12 protein-coding genes and 1 tRNA gene are annotated in these 13,928 nt (G+C 60.6%); 6 read left to right on the top strand and 7 right to left on the bottom strand.

Annotated features, from left to right (window positions below):
- Nucleotides 1-90: 90 nt before the first annotated feature.
- From ACXHXG_RS31190 to ACXHXG_RS31180, 3 genes are all read right to left on the bottom strand, one after another.
- Nucleotides 91-1,803 (bottom strand): hypothetical protein, encoded by a 1,713-nt coding sequence (locus tag ACXHXG_RS31190; RefSeq protein WP_457901797.1) that lies wholly within the window; start codon nucleotides 1,801-1,803, stop codon nucleotides 91-93.
- 251 nt (nucleotides 1,804-2,054) lie between these two features.
- Nucleotides 2,055-2,681, bottom strand: a complete 627-nt coding sequence (locus ACXHXG_RS31185; RefSeq protein ID WP_104821499.1) for a ribonuclease D — start codon at nucleotides 2,679-2,681, stop codon at nucleotides 2,055-2,057.
- A 123-nt stretch (nucleotides 2,682-2,804) separates the two neighbouring features.
- Entirely contained in the window at nucleotides 2,805-3,578 is a 774-nt protein-coding gene (locus tag ACXHXG_RS31180) for a metallophosphoesterase family protein (protein WP_457901796.1), read from the bottom strand.
- Between the two features lie 282 nt (nucleotides 3,579-3,860).
- On the opposite strand from ACXHXG_RS31180, the gene copD reads away from it, so the two are divergent.
- A complete protein-coding gene (gene copD / locus ACXHXG_RS31175) occupies nucleotides 3,861-4,748 on the top strand; it encodes a copper homeostasis membrane protein CopD (protein ID WP_457901795.1) in 888 nt (295 codons plus the stop codon).
- A gap of 3 nt (nucleotides 4,749-4,751) precedes the next feature.
- Here copD and ACXHXG_RS31170 read toward each other — a convergent pair whose 3' ends face one another.
- Together ACXHXG_RS31170 and ACXHXG_RS31165 are read right to left on the bottom strand one after the other, a co-directional pair.
- Nucleotides 4,752-5,522, bottom strand: coding sequence for a TIM barrel protein (locus ACXHXG_RS31170; protein WP_104821496.1), 771 nt, complete (start codon nucleotides 5,520-5,522; stop codon nucleotides 4,752-4,754).
- A gap of 70 nt (nucleotides 5,523-5,592) precedes the next feature.
- On the bottom strand, nucleotides 5,593-6,537 hold the full coding sequence (locus ACXHXG_RS31165) for a helix-turn-helix domain-containing protein (RefSeq protein ID WP_104821495.1): 945 nt from the start codon (nucleotides 6,535-6,537) through the stop codon (nucleotides 5,593-5,595).
- Nucleotides 6,538-6,623: 86 nt separating this feature from the next.
- Here ACXHXG_RS31165 and ACXHXG_RS31160 point away from each other — a divergent pair, with 86 nt between their 5' ends.
- From ACXHXG_RS31160 to ACXHXG_RS31140, 5 genes are all read left to right on the top strand, one after another.
- Nucleotides 6,624-7,898: an ABC transporter substrate-binding protein gene (locus tag ACXHXG_RS31160; RefSeq protein ID WP_457901794.1), complete on the top strand. Its 1,275-nt coding sequence runs from the start codon at nucleotides 6,624-6,626 to the stop codon at nucleotides 7,896-7,898.
- 112 nt (nucleotides 7,899-8,010) lie between these two features.
- Nucleotides 8,011-8,871: a carbohydrate ABC transporter permease gene (locus ACXHXG_RS31155; RefSeq protein ID WP_104821493.1), complete on the top strand. Its 861-nt coding sequence runs from the start codon at nucleotides 8,011-8,013 to the stop codon at nucleotides 8,869-8,871.
- On the top strand, nucleotides 8,868-9,704 hold the full coding sequence (locus tag ACXHXG_RS31150) for a carbohydrate ABC transporter permease (RefSeq protein WP_104821492.1): 837 nt from the start codon (nucleotides 8,868-8,870) through the stop codon (nucleotides 9,702-9,704). The genes ACXHXG_RS31155 and ACXHXG_RS31150 overlap by 4 nt, the downstream gene beginning before the upstream one ends.
- A gap of 15 nt (nucleotides 9,705-9,719) precedes the next feature.
- A complete protein-coding gene (locus ACXHXG_RS31145) occupies nucleotides 9,720-10,808 on the top strand; it encodes an ABC transporter ATP-binding protein (protein ID WP_457901793.1) in 1,089 nt (362 codons plus the stop codon).
- A 56-nt stretch (nucleotides 10,809-10,864) separates the two neighbouring features.
- Nucleotides 10,865-12,868: an aldo/keto reductase gene (locus ACXHXG_RS31140; RefSeq protein WP_457901792.1), complete on the top strand. Its 2,004-nt coding sequence runs from the start codon at nucleotides 10,865-10,867 to the stop codon at nucleotides 12,866-12,868.
- Between the two features lie 149 nt (nucleotides 12,869-13,017).
- Here the strand turns inward: ACXHXG_RS31140 and ACXHXG_RS31135 are convergent, their stop codons facing one another.
- Both ACXHXG_RS31135 and ACXHXG_RS31130 read right to left on the bottom strand, forming a co-directional pair.
- Nucleotides 13,018-13,551, bottom strand: a complete 534-nt coding sequence (locus ACXHXG_RS31135; protein ID WP_457901791.1) for a methylated-DNA--[protein]-cysteine S-methyltransferase — start codon at nucleotides 13,549-13,551, stop codon at nucleotides 13,018-13,020.
- A 271-nt stretch (nucleotides 13,552-13,822) separates the two neighbouring features.
- Nucleotides 13,823-13,899, bottom strand: a tRNA-Met gene (locus tag ACXHXG_RS31130).
- Nucleotides 13,900-13,928 lie beyond the last annotated feature (29 nt).

Below are 13,928 nucleotides of genomic sequence, written 5' to 3'. Positions count from 1 at the left end.
CCTCAGAGATAGAAACCCGCCGGAGCGATCCGGCGGGTTTTTTATTTGCTCACGATTCAAGAATTGGAGCGGCGCTCTGATGCCGTCCGCTTATTCCCATTCCACCATGCGTTGATAGAAATCGAAGGCATGATCATGCAGGGAATCCCTCAGTCCGGGTGCGGGCAGTGCGAGCGGTTTGGTCGCAACGACGCTATCTTGTGAGGACGCTGCTTCGGCATCGGTCTCCTCGGATGCTTCCGAAGCCGGCTGATGCATTTCCTCGGGCTCGGATTCGTCTTCACCTTCGTCCTGTGGCGCTTCTCCGCCCTGCCCCTGTTCGGCCTCCTCGTCATCGGCGGGATCAACGCGATTGACCTTCTCCAGATCCTCGTCGTCAATGGGGAGATCCACCGGCAAATATTGTGCGATGGCAAAGGGAATGCCTTGCGGCAGCGGGGCCGGTGTTCCCATCTGCGCCGCAGCATCGGACATGACCGGGGCGGGCCCCACCAGCGGGCCGCTCAAGGATTTACCGAGAAGTGCGGCTGGCGCATTCGGCATCTCATCGAGAGAGGTCGCGTTCTGGCTTGCCATGGCGGCGGCAAGATTCCGGGTGCCCTCATTGCCGGCCGTCTGCGGCAGCGACGGCACGTCCTTCTGATCGTCGGCATTGGCGGCAAGCGCCTGGGCGATGACACTTTCTGCCGAGGTCGAATCATCCTGGATGATCTGCAGCAGTTCCGGGCCGGCGACGTCGATGGCGCGGCCTATGACCACCTGCAGCCCTTCCTTGATATCGGCCCTGATCTGCTGGATATCCCGGGGCACAGGCGGCGGCGTGATCGGCGATCTGATCAGGGCGATTTCCGTTGGGAGATGTTCCTCGGCCGATGCGGCCAGCAATGCCACTGCGGCGGACGATATGTTGGCCTCGGCGGGGATGGCATTTTGCGGATGAACGATCTCGCCGAGGCCAGCATCAACGACGAGCGCACTTGCGGCTGGCGGAATCGGGGCGGATTGCTGGTTCGGAATGGCCTGCGGAGACGAGACAGTTTCGAGGTCAGGCGATATTTCCGGGCCCAAAATCGCCGCAGCAAAGAGAACTGCCTGGCTCCGCACAGCCGCAGCCGGCATTTCCTCAGGAACCTGCGCGGCAGTTGCGGAGAGGGCAGCCGTCGCGGCCGCGGATGCAGGCGCTGCGGCCTTGTCCGACGAAGCCGGCGAGGCTGCCGATGTCGCCATAGAAGCGGCGTCTGTAGTCTTCAGCACCGTCTGTGCCGGGACCGGGGTCTGCGGCTTGGCCGTCTCCGTTTCACCCGCGTTCTGACCATAGGAATTGACGACGGCCTTGAGGACCGCGTCGGGCTCCTGTGTCAGCGCCGCTTCCAGGCTAATGGCGATTTGCACCGCTTCCGGCCCATCCGGATTGGTCAAGGCCTCGGCAAGGACAGGCAGGGAGATCGGCATTTCTGTCTGCGTGTCCAGGAGTTGCTGGGCAACGGCAAGCTGTTGGGGCGGCAGGCTGCGGATCGTATCCGCCAGCCGCTGCGCCAAAGCGGCATTGTTCTCATCCGGCTCGCGCGAAACATTCAGCGCAACGCTGGCAGCATCGATGGCGGAGAGCAGGCTGTCGAACATCCGCTCGCGCGCCGCCACCAGCAGCATGTTCAGCTTGCCCTCGACGCTGGCGTTCACCGTGCTCGACAGTACGGCAAGCGGCGTCGCGGCGGTCTGGACGCCAGACGTTTCCGGGGTGGCAACCACTGGTTTTTCAAGGGCTGTACCCAAAGCAGACACGGCACTCACGGGGGACAACATGTGATGCTCCTTTGTCTGGCAAGACGACGACGGAAGCAGAAGGCAGGTTCAATCAGGGTCCGCTCATGCGGCCGCTAGCGATTCGAAGGCCGGTTGACCGGCTGATTGACGCGGGAAAACGTCGGTCGAATGCCTGAAATCAGGGATAGAATAGCAGGACGTCTCTTAACAGATTGCTAACCATAACGATAAAAGCCGATGCAACGTCAGCGGCACCGGCTTTCCCGTTTCATCACTTTTAGCGCAGCCGGTCAGCTATGCGCGAAGATATCGGTCTCTTCCCAGCCGAGGAGGTCCAGCTTCGCCCGGGTCGGCAGGAAGGTGAAGCAGGCATTGGCATGCTCGATGCGACCGTCGCGCACAAGGCGTTCCTTCAACTTGTCGCGCAGCGCATGCAGGTAAAGCACATCAGAGGCGGCATATTCGAGCTGCGCCGGCGAGAGCGTCTCAGCCGCCCAGTCGGAAGACTGCTGCGCCTTGGAAATATCGACCTCCAGCATCTCCTTGAGATTGTCCTTGAGGCCATGGCGGTCCGTATAGGTGCGGCAGAGGCGCGAGGCGATCTTGGTGCAGAAAACCGGCGTGGTGGTGACACCGAACGTGTGGAACAGCACGGCGATATCGAAGCGGCCGTAGTGAAAGATCTTCTCGCGCGCGGGATCGGCCAGCATGGCGACGAGGTTCGGCGCCTCTTTCTGGCCGGAGGCGATGCGGATCACATCAGCGGTGCCGTCACCCGGGGAAAGCTGCACCACGCAGAGCCGGTCGCGGCGCGGAATAAGGCCGAGCGTTTCGGTATCGATCGCTATGGCGCCGGTGTAGCGGGCGGCATCGGCCGCGGAAATATCGCCTTCGTGATAACGGATGGTGGCGGCCATGAAGCTCTCCTGGCTCTTATCGTCTCAATTCTTTTTTCGTCCTGTTCTATAGAACAGACAAGGAGATAACGATACTGCGCAGGCTTAAAATGTCGGCGGCGTGGTGGCTTCTGAAAGAAAGCATCAAGTCGACGTGATGTGGATGCGGCCTTGCCACAAACGAGCCGCCGTCAGCTTTCCGGAACGAAAGGCGCCGGTGTCGATATTGAGCCGAAGCCCATGCGCTTCGGCTTGTCTCACCGGCGTATGGCCATGAATGATCAGTTTCGGCAGCGGCTGCGCGCTGTCGTAAAAGCGCGAGCGGATGAAAACGAGATCATCATCCTCCTGCGCCGAAATCGGCCGTTCCGGATCGATACCGGCATGAACGAACAGCACCTGCGGCGTATCCAGCAGGATCGGCAGCCCGCGGAGAAAGTTGAGATGATCATCCGGCAGCCAGGTTCGGATGAAGGTGTCGAGTTTTTTCTGCTGGGGATATTGCCTCCGTAAAGCCTGGATATCCAAACCGTAGGAATTCAGCGTTGCCTCGCCGCCGAGCCCCACCCAGTTGTCCAGGGATATTTCACCGTCGGCATAGGCAAGCATGGCCAATTCATGATTGCCGGTAAGGCAGATCCGGTCGAAACCATTCGGCAGCGGCGCCATCAGCCGGCTGACAACCTGTGCCGAGGCCGGACCACGATCGATGAAATCACCGAGCATAATGATCAGTTTGGGGCCGGGCAGCGTGGCGGCATCGGCGAAAATCTTGCGTTCGAGCGCGCTCAGGAGGTGGTAGCAGCCATGGACGTCGCCGATCACATAGGTCGGCCTGTCAAGCCTATCGAGGCTTTCCCGACGCCGGCGCGGGCTGAAGCCGCGAGTCACTTTCTCGCGTATGATATTTGCCGCCATGGAACTCCCTCATCGAAATGTCGTCATCCCGAGCGCTCTAACCCTCCTAAGCAAAAATAATCGAAAAGCGACAATTCTTTGCCGAGTACGGGAATAAACGCTCCGGGCCGATGTCTATGTCGACGGAAGCCATCAATAAAGAATTACCTTGCGGCAAAGCGTCCCGAACATGGCCATTCCGCATGGTGAAAATTGACATAGCATGTCCACAACTCTATCGCGCTCGGTGACCCCAGAGCGTATTGATAGTCCCGTTTCCGAAACGCTGAGCGCCGTAAAACCTTGATCGATCCCAACACAGCGCTCGAGGCGTGCCGCTTCTTCCACGACGTATCCCTGATGCTTCTGTGGGGCGCCTCGGTCTTTCTCTGCCTTCTGGTGCCGAAAGCGCTGGCGGAGAAGGTCTGGCGCATGTTCGGCGTCGCGCCCTTCCTTGCGGCGCTGATCGCCGGGCTCACGGCCATCGCCTGGCTGCCGCTTGCAAGCGCCACCATCGGCAATGGCTGGAGCGATGCCCTCAATGCCGGCACGATCCGCGACGTCCTGCTCGATACGACGGTCGGACAAGCCTGGCTGGCCCAGGCCGCCGCTGCACTCATCCTCGTTCTTGCCTTTCTGCCGCCAGGGCAATGGCGTCGTCCGGGCGTAGCGCTGGGTTCTGGCCTCGGCCTTGCCGCCCTCATGCTCACCGGTCACGCCTCGATGCATGAAGGCTGGCTGAAGCTGGCCCATCGCGCCAATGACATGCTTCATGTGCTTGCCGGCGGCGGCTGGCTGGGCGCCTTGGTGCCGCTGGTTCCGATCCTCCGACTTTTGAAGACGCCCGAATGGCGGGCGGAGGCGCTGTCGGCGCTTCGGCGCTTCTCCACCGCCGGGCACGGCGCCGTGGCGCTGGTCATCGCCTCCGGCTTCGTCAATACGATGCTGGTCCTCCAACGCCTGCCGACCGACTGGTCATCTCCCTATCAGACGCTGCTTGCCGTCAAGATCGCGCTTGTCGCGTGCATGAGCCTTCTGGCGATCGTCAATCGCTACATTCTCGTGCCCAGGATACGACGCGATCGGGTTCGGTCTTTGAACGCCATCCGTCGCGGCAGCATTGCCGAGATCATCCTTGGTATCGCCGTCATCGCGCTGGTCGCCGTCTTCGGCGTATTGGAGCCCGTCTGAGCGTCAAGCCGACAGCGACCTCACCACCGCACGAACCGCCGCGGCATCCTCCGTCCTCGGCCTGTATTCGAGACCGATCCTGCCGCTATAGCCGTGGGCAAACAGCCAATTCAGGCGATTGAGCAGATCGATCCCGCCGGTGCCGGGATCGTTGCGGCCCGGATGATCGGCGACATGGACATGCACGATGCGATCGGCCCGCTCGCCGACGACCTCTTCCGTTCGCTCGCCCATGACAGCCGAATGGTAGATATCGTAGACGATACCGATTTCCGGCCGTCCCACCTCGTCGATAATATCCAGGCCCTCTGTGGTAGAGGACAAATAGTAGCCGACATGATCGATCCTGGTGTTCAGCGGTTCGAGGCCGAGGCGTACGCCAGAGCCGCTCAGGATATCGGCGCCGGCGCTCAAGGCGGAGATCAAGGCATCCCGTTGTTCGGCGCGTGTAAATTCCGGCAAATCATCCCCCGCCTGCGCGATCAAAACCGGGACACCCAGGCCCTGCGCGACGCTGACAGACATCTCCAATCCCTCCAGCCAGGCCTCCTTGTTCGCCGGATTCGTCAGCGCGATCATCGGCTCGGCGACCATGCCCGACACGGCAATTCCAGTCTCGGCGACCACGGATGCGATCGCGTCGAGGTCCTTGTCCGTCCAGCGCCAGAACTCGACCGCACTCAATCCCGCCCGATGCGCCAGCCGGATACGATCGGCAAAATCATCGCCCTCGCGGGCAAACAACCATTCGATACATGCCGAAAACTGCCGCATGAAAATCTTCCTCCAAAGACTATGCCGCAAGGAGTGCGCCCTATCGGCAGCGACGGCAAGAGGCCGGTGGCTAGAATTGCGAGGCGGACCGGCGCAGAGCAGGCTGGGCGCCTTCGACGCTCATTGCCGTAACCATGCGCATGTCCCTACGGAAATCCGAAGGGGACATGCCGGCAATGTGGCGGAAGGATTTGTTGAAGGCGCTGATCGAGCCGAAGCCGCTGTCCATCGCCACCTGCAGCACATTGGCGCCGTCGCGCATCAGCATCGCCTGGGCGCGCGACAGGCGCAGCAGGTTGACATATTTGCTGAGCGTCATGCCGGTGCATTTCTTGAAAAGGTTCATCGCATATTTCGGATGCAGATCCGCCGCCTTGGCGATATCCACAGTATCGATATCGTGCAGGAAATTGCCGGCAATGAAATCGCACATCCGTGCCAGGCTGCGCGACGATTGCGGGTGGACCTGTTCGTTCGACTGATGCTCGCGCTTTTCCGGCAGCATGCGATAGGGTTCGAAGGCGATGCGCTCCAGGCGCAGCAGAAGTTCGGCGACCGCGTGCTCGGCCTTGGCCGGATCGCCGGAGCGGACATAGCGATACCAGCGGGCAAAATTCTCGTTATCGGCGGCATCCGTCGCGGAGGTGACCAGCGTCTCTCCTCGCATCAACCGGCCGGAAATATCGAGCGGCAGGCGCATGCGGAAGAAATGCACCAGCGGCAAATGCGCGCCGGCATAGATCGAATCTTCCGAGGAATCATCCATCTGATGCGGCTGCCCGCCCCAGAACAGACAGATATCGCCAGCGCGGAGCTGAATTTCATGGTCGTTCATACGGTAGTGAACCGTGCCGCGTATAAGGTAATTCACCTCGACCTGCGCATGCCAATGCGGCATCGCCATCAGGGGCGGATGGGTATGAAACATTTGCAGAGTCGTCGGCAGCCCCTCGATGCTGCTTGCACCCGGCTGATAAACCGCTCGATGACCCACCTTACTTTCCGCCAAGTCCATGTTCCTTTTTTAGGAGACAGAAGCGTACCGGGAGCTAGTTTAAGCGTGTTCGCTAGAGGACGGCAATTGAAAAGGGAGGATTTTCAATGCGTTTTAAACTCGCGGGAGCGACGGCACTTGCTGCCTTGCTCGCTTCCGGTTCTGCCTATGCAGCACAAACCACCATTACTGTCTGGAGCTGGAACATCGCCGCGTCGGCGCTGAAATCCACGGTCGAGGGGTTCAATAAGAAATATCCCGACATCAAGGTCGAAGTTCAGGACATCGGCAACCCGCAGGTCTTCGACAAGATGCTGGCCGCTTGTGCCGCCGGCGGCGACGGTCTGCCGGACGTCATGTCGATCGAAAATCACAAGGCTTCGATCTTCTGGAACCGCTTTCCGGACTGCCTGACCGATCTGACGAAGCTCGGCTACACGGGCGCGCTCAAGAAGCAGTTCCCGGACTTTAAGCGTGCCGAACTGGAAGTCGGCGATGCCGCCTACGCCATGCCGTGGGATTCCGGCCCGGTCACCATGTTCTACCGCCGCGATTTCTATGAAAAGGCTGGCGTCGATCCGGCAACGATCAAGACCTGGGACGATTTCATTGCCGCCGGCAAGAAGATCTCCGCCGCCAATCCGGGCGTCATCATGACGCAGGCCGATCTCAACGGCGATACTGAATGGTTCCGCATGCTCGCCAACGAACAGGGCTGCGGCTATTTCTCGTATGACAGCCAGAGCATCACCGTCAACCAGCCGGCCTGTGTGAAAGCCCTGGACAAGGTGAAGGAGATCAAGGACGCGGGCTTGATGAGCGCCGCAAACTGGAACGAGAAAATTCAGGCGAACACTGCCGGCAAAGTGGCATCGCAGCTCTATGGCGGCTGGTATGAAGGCACCGTCCGCTCCACCTCGCCGGATCTCGCCGGCAAATGGGGCGTCTATCCGATGCCGAGCATGACGGCCGACGGCCAGCATGCGGCCAATCTCGGTGGCTCCTCGCTCGCAATTGCCAGCGGTTCCAAGAACAAGGAAGCCGCCTGGAAATTCCTCGAATACACGCTTGGCACCAATGAGGGCCAGGTTACCATGCTGAAGTCCTTCGGGCTCGTACCGTCGCTTCTGACGGCGGTTCAGGATCCCTTCGTCAACCAGCCGCAGCCCTATTGGGGTGGGCAGAAAGTCTGGGCCGATATCCTCGCCACCCTGCCGAAGATCCGCCCGAGCCCCGGCACCCAGTATTTCAGCGACGCGGATGAGGTCATAAAGGCCGTCCAGACGAAATACCTCGCTGGCGGCTATCCAAACGGCAAGGCCGCGCTTGACGATGCGGCCCAGCAGATCGCCTCGGCGACAGGTCTGCCGCTTGCGAAGTGAGTGACACTGCCGGGCGCGCATCCCAAGCCGCGCTCGGCATCCCCGCCGCCCTCAGGGCGGCGGGGATGCGACGTCACGCATCATTTCACTGCGCATAAAGGAGAAGGCTTCCATGCGGTTGCGAAACCGGAGCGCCTATGCGTTCCTTGCACCCTATCTTCTGGTGTTCGCCGCTTTCTGGGTCTGGCCGATCATCGATTCGTTCCTGATCTCGTTCCAGAACACCCGAGTTAATCCGTGGGCCTACAATCTGTCGTTCAACTGGGGGCGACTGTTCGGCGACCCGGCCTTCTACAACGCGCTTGAAAACACGCTGATCATCCTGATCGTCCAGGTACCTGTCATGATCACGCTCGCCACGGTCATGGCGGTGCTGCTGAATTCACCGCTGTTGAAGGCGCGTGGCATTTTTCGCTTTGCTTTCTTCGCACCCGTCGTCGTTGGAGAGGTGGCCTATGCCGCTGTCTTCCGCCTGATGTTCAACGTCGATTTCGGCATCGTCAACAAGCTGCTCGGCACGGTCGGCTTCGCACCGGTGTCGTGGTTTGCCGAATCGCATGCCGCAATGGTGCTCATCATCATCGCCGTCACCTGGCGCTGGGCGGGTTACAACGCCATTATCATCCTGTCCGGGCTACAATCGATCCCTGAGGATGTTTACGAGGCTGCGACCCTCGACCGCGTCAACCGCTTCCAGCAGTTCATCCACATCACCCTGCCCCTGCTGAAACCGATCATCCTGTTCTGCGTGGTCCTCTCCGTCATCGGCACCATGCAGCTCTTCACCGAACCATATCTGATCACCAACAGGGGTGGTCCCGGCGGCGGGACGGAGACGCTCGGCCTCCTGCTCTATCGCCAGGCCTTCCAGTCGACCAATTTCGGCTATGCCTCCGCGATCGCCTACACGATGGCAGCGCTTGCCGTGGTCATCTCTCTTCTCAATCTCTGGGTGGGGCGCGAACCGAAATGAAATCGAAGTCCAAATCCAATCTGATTAGGTCGATCGCGCTGCATGGCTTGCTGGTGCCGCTCGCTATCATCTGGCTGTTTCCGCTCTGGATGATGTTCGTCTTCTCGACCATGCCCGATTACGGCATCTTCAGCCCCGGCATCATCCTGACACCGTCGACGGGTTTCATGGACAACGTCCGGAACCTGCAGGCCGACACCAACTTCGTGGGCGCGATGACGATCTCCATCGTCGTTGCCGTCACCTATACCTTCCTGTCGGTGCTGCTGACCTCGATGGCCGGATGGGCGCTGGCCCGCTATCAGTTCGCCGGCCGCTCGGGCGTCATCGGCATCATCCTCGGCACGATCACGCTGCCCTATTCCGTCGTCGTCATCCCGCAATTCATCATGGTGGCGCGCGATTTCGGGCTGGCCAATTCATGGGTCGCGCTGATCGTACCGCCGCTCTTCAATTCGCTCGGCGTGCTGTTCATGCGCCAGGCCTTCTCGATGATGCCGGGCGAACTCTTTGACGCCGCCCGCGTCGAGGGCGTCAAGGAATGGCAGATCTTCCTGCGCATCGCCCTGCCGCTCGCAAGGCCGACCATGGCGGCGCTCGCCATCATCCTGTTCCTGGCCTCGTGGAACAACTATCTCTGGCCGCTGCTCATCAATTCCCGGCCGGGAATGATGACGGCCCCGGTGGCGTTGGGAACGCTGATCGGCCTCACCAGGGTATCCTGGGGCGGCATCATGGCGGGTGCCGTGATGCTGACGGCGCCGATCCTCATCGTCTTCGTTCTCCTGCAACGCCACTTCATCGCCGGCATCGCCGCCGGCGCAATCAAATAATTCCGGGAGATCCGTATGGCCGAACTGTCCCTTACCAATATCGTCAAACGCTACGGTACTCTTGAAATCATCCACGGCGCCAATCTCGACGTGAAGGACGGCGAATTCGTCGTCTTCGTCGGCCCGTCCGGCTGCGGCAAGTCCACGCTGTTGCGCATGATCGCCGGTCTGGAAGACATCACCGGCGGCCAACTGAAGATCGGCGGCCGTGTCGTCAACGACATGGAGCCGGCCGATCGCGGCATCGCCATGGTGTTCCAGTCCTACGCGCTTTATCCGCACCTCACCGTCGAGCAGAATCTCAGCTTCGGCCTGCGCATGAACGGCAACCCGAAGGCCGATACCGAACGCCGCATCAAACAGGCGGCCGAGATCCTGAAGATCACCGAGTTGATGCACCGCCGGCCGAAGCAGCTCTCCGGCGGCCAGCGCCAGCGCGTCGCCATCGGTCGCGCCATCGTGCGCGAACCGCAAATCTTCCTGTTCGACGAGCCGCTCTCCAATCTTGACGCGGAACTACGCGTGCAGATGCGTGTCGAAATCTCGCGCCTCCATAAGAAGCTCGGCACGACGATGATCTATGTGACGCACGACCAGACGGAGGCGATGACGCTGGCCGACAAGATCGTCGTGCTGCGCGGCGGCAATATCGAGCAGGTCGGCGCACCGCTCGACCTTTACGACGATCCCGCCAACCAGTTCGTCGCCGGCTTCGTCGGATCGCCGAAGATGAACTTCCTGCCAGCCGAGATCGTTGACAAGCAGGATGGCCGCGTGACCGTGGCCCTGCAGAACCAGCGCGAAGTCCGTCTGACGCTGCCAATCACCGCGGCTCAGGTTGAAACCGGCCAGGCGGTGACGCTCGGTGTGCGGCCCGAACATTTTCTCGAGGCCGGCCGCGGCGATATCGATGTGACTGTCGATGTCGACGTTGCCGAACATCTCGGCAATACCAGCTACATCTACGCCAATATTGCCGGCGGCGAGCAGATCGTCATCGAGCGGGAAGAATCCCGCAACGCCAACAACCGCGACACGCTGACCGTCGCGCTCTCCGCAGCCAAGACATTCTTGTTCGACGGCGCCGGCAATCGATTGCGATAGGCGCCCTTTTCCTACCACTCCCAAGACAGCCTGCAGATTTAGGAAAGGACCAATTCATGACTACTGAGACATCCATCCGCTGGGGCATCATCGGCCCCGGCAGGATCGCACAGACTTTTGCCGAAGGCGTCGCTCACTCCCGTAGCGGCAAACTGGTGGCCATCGCCAGCCGCAATCCCAACAAGCCGGGTCTCGGCGACAATTTTCCCGGTGCGCGCATCGTCAATGGCTACGAGGCGCTGCTGGCGGACCAGGAAATCGACGCCATCTATATCGCCACCCCCCATACCGGCCACGCCGAATGGGCCATCAAGGCGATCCGCGCCGGCAAGCACGTCCTCGTCGAAAAGCCGATCGCGCTGTCTGCCTATGATGCCGAGGCGATCTATTACGAAGCCAAGAAGGCTGGCGTCTTCGCCGGCGAAGCCTTCATGTACCGCGTGCATCCGCAAACGGCGAAGCTGATCGAACTGGTGAAAAGCGGCGTGATCGGCGAGCTCCGCATCATCCGCTCCTCGTTCGGCTTCAACATGGGCACGGTCAAGCCCGAGCATCGGCTTTTTGCCAACGACACCGCCGGCGGCGGCATTCTGGATGTCGGCGGCTATCCGGTATCGATGGCGCGGCTGGTTGCCGGTGCCGTTGACGGCAAGCCGTTCCTCGACCCGGAAAAGGTCTCAGGCGTTGCTCATCTCGGCCAGACCGGCGTCGACGAATGGGCCTCGGCGGTGCTGAAATTCCCGAACAACATCATCGCCGAAGTCTCCTGCTCGATCATGGCAAATCAGGACAATACGCTGCGTATCATCGGCTCGGACGGTCGCCTGGAAGTCAAGGATTTCTGGTTCGCCTCCGGGCATAAGGGTGGCATCGGCAAGATCGAGCTCATCAAGGGCGCGGAAACACAGATCGTCGAGGTCAAGGAAGATCGTTGGCTCTATTCCTTCGAAGTCGACGCCGCTGGCGACGCCATTCGCGCCGGTCAAACGGAATTCGGCTACCCGGGCATCAACTGGGCCGATTCGATCGGAAACCTACGTGTTCTCGACCAATGGCGTGCCTCCGTTGGCCTCGAATATGAGGTGGAGAAGGCGACGCGGCGGACGACGAACATCGTCGGCTCACCTGTCACCATGGGCAACAGCATTCCGAAACGCACCATCCCCGGCATTGCCAAGCCGGCTTCGATCGTCACGCTCGGCTTCGAATTCTTCCCGAATTTCGCAGCCGCCTCGCTGACGCTCGACGCCTTCTACGAAGCCGGCGGTAACGCCTTCGATACGGCCTATGTCTATGGCGCCGGCAAGACGGAAAGCATATTCGGCGACTGGCACACCAGCCGCAAGGTTCCGCGCGAGGAGATCGTGCTGATCGGCAAGGGGGCGCATTCGCCGCTCTGCTATCCGGACATGATCGCCAAGCAGCTCGACCAGTCGCTGAACCGCCTGAAGACCGATTATGTCGATATCTATTTCATGCACCGCGACAATCCGGCTATTCCGGTCGGCGAATTCGTCGATGCCATGGATGCCGAGGTCAAAGCTGGCCGCATCCGCGGCATCTTCGGCGGCTCCAACTGGACGCGTGCTCGTTTTGACGAGGCGATCGCCTATGCCGAAAGGAACGGCAAGGCGGCGCCAGCAGCTCTTTCCAACAATTTCTCGCTGGCGGAGATGCTGGATCCGATCTGGGCCGGGTGCATCGCCGCCTCCGACGACGAATGGAAGGCCTGGCTGAACGCCAAGCAAATCCCGAACTTCGCCTGGTCGAGCCAAGGCCGAGGCTTTTTCACCGATCGCGCCGGCCGTGACAAGCGCGACGACGAGGAGTTGGTACGCGTTTGGTATTCCGAGCGCAATTTCGGCCGCCGCGACCGGGCGGTCGAACTGGCGCAGAAGCTCGGCCGCAACCCGATCCATATCGCGCTTGCCTATGTCGTCGCCCAGCCCTTCCCGGTCATCCCGCTGATCGGCCCGCGCACGATCGCCGAGCTGGAAGACAGCCTGTCGGCGCTCGACATCAAGCTGACGCCGGAACAGGTGAAGTGGCTTGAGGGCTGATGCGAGCCTAAGGCTGGCTTGATAAAAATCGAACCGGCTGTTTCGCATAGTGGCTGATGCCGAAAACAAAAACAGCCCGCTTGTCCACCAAGCGGGCTGTTTTGTCATTGCTACAAGGGGATCTCTTCTCAGACGAGCGCGTGTAACCGTCAGGCGGCGAAATAGAACGCCTTGGTCTTTGCGCCTTCAAACTCCAGAAGGTAGGTCTTCCGCTCCAGACCACCGGCAAATCCCCTGAGGTCTCCCGCCGATCCGATGACCCGATGGCACGGCGCGATGATGGAGATCGGGTTCCTGCCATTGGCGGCGCCCACCGCGCGTATCGCCTGGCGAGCCCCGATCTGTTCGGCGATCTCGGCATAGGAGCGCGTTTCTCCAAAGGGGATGCTGAGCAGCGCCTGCCAGACCTTCTTCTGAAACTCGGTGCCCGAGAAATCCAGCGGTAGATCAAAAACATGCCGTTCGCCGGCAAAATATTCCCGCAACTGCCGCTCCGTTTCGATGAGAACGGGATGGTTCTCATCCTCTGCAACGATGTTCAGGCGGACGCGGTTCGGCCGGTCGATATCCCAAAGGATCGCCGCTAAGCCATCGCGATTGGCAACGAGCTTCAGCCTGCCGACAGGCGAATTGACGATTTTATAGACACAGTCTTTCTGCGCAACTCGCGCCGTCATAGCCATGGCAATATCCTCTCACTGCGGCTCGGGTCGGGATCGGCAGAACGATAACGCGCCGCCTCTATCCCTCCGATCGCGGCGAATCCTCTTCGCCGCTGACAAGGGATACATATGACCCCAATTATCGGCCGCAGCCCACCCGAAAAGCACTTTTGCAGGGCACAGGTACAATATTTCCGAAGTTGGATGGGTCTTCAGGTCCGGCGGCGCCACGATCGCGTAGTGCAGCTTGAGTTTTAGCGGTAGGGCTAGCGGAATGTTGTTTGGGAAGGCTTGGTTGCGGGGGCAGGATTTGAACCTGCGGCCTTCAGGTTATGAGCCTGACGAGCTACCGGGCTGCTCCACCCCGCGTTACCAGCGTAAACCGCTTTGCGGTTTAT

The organism is Rhizobium sp. LEGMi-198b, from assembly GCF_054114205.1.
This window is presented reverse-complemented; position numbering and strand designations above follow the sequence as displayed.

Coding starts and splice junctions, on each gene's coding strand:
- ACXHXG_RS31170 (WP_104821496.1), bottom strand. CDS start 5,522: ATGCGGCAGTTTTCGGCATGTATCGAATGGTTGTTTGCCCGCGAGGGC.
- ACXHXG_RS31190 (WP_457901797.1), bottom strand. CDS start 1,803: ATGTTGTCCCCCGTGAGTGCCGTGTCTGCTTTGGGTACAGCCCTTGAA.
- ACXHXG_RS31160 (WP_457901794.1), top strand. CDS start 6,624: ATGCGTTTTAAACTCGCGGGAGCGACGGCACTTGCTGCCTTGCTCGCT.
- ACXHXG_RS31135 (WP_457901791.1), bottom strand. CDS start 13,551: ATGGCTATGACGGCGCGAGTTGCGCAGAAAGACTGTGTCTATAAAATC.
- ACXHXG_RS31140 (WP_457901792.1), top strand. CDS start 10,865: ATGACTACTGAGACATCCATCCGCTGGGGCATCATCGGCCCCGGCAGG.
- ACXHXG_RS31180 (WP_457901796.1), bottom strand. CDS start 3,578: ATGGCGGCAAATATCATACGCGAGAAAGTGACTCGCGGCTTCAGCCCG.
- ACXHXG_RS31155 (WP_104821493.1), top strand. CDS start 8,011: ATGCGGTTGCGAAACCGGAGCGCCTATGCGTTCCTTGCACCCTATCTT.
- ACXHXG_RS31165 (WP_104821495.1), bottom strand. CDS start 6,537: ATGGACTTGGCGGAAAGTAAGGTGGGTCATCGAGCGGTTTATCAGCCG.
- ACXHXG_RS31145 (WP_457901793.1), top strand. CDS start 9,720: ATGGCCGAACTGTCCCTTACCAATATCGTCAAACGCTACGGTACTCTT.
- ACXHXG_RS31185 (WP_104821499.1), bottom strand. CDS start 2,681: ATGGCCGCCACCATCCGTTATCACGAAGGCGATATTTCCGCGGCCGAT.
- ACXHXG_RS31150 (WP_104821492.1), top strand. CDS start 8,868: ATGAAATCGAAGTCCAAATCCAATCTGATTAGGTCGATCGCGCTGCAT.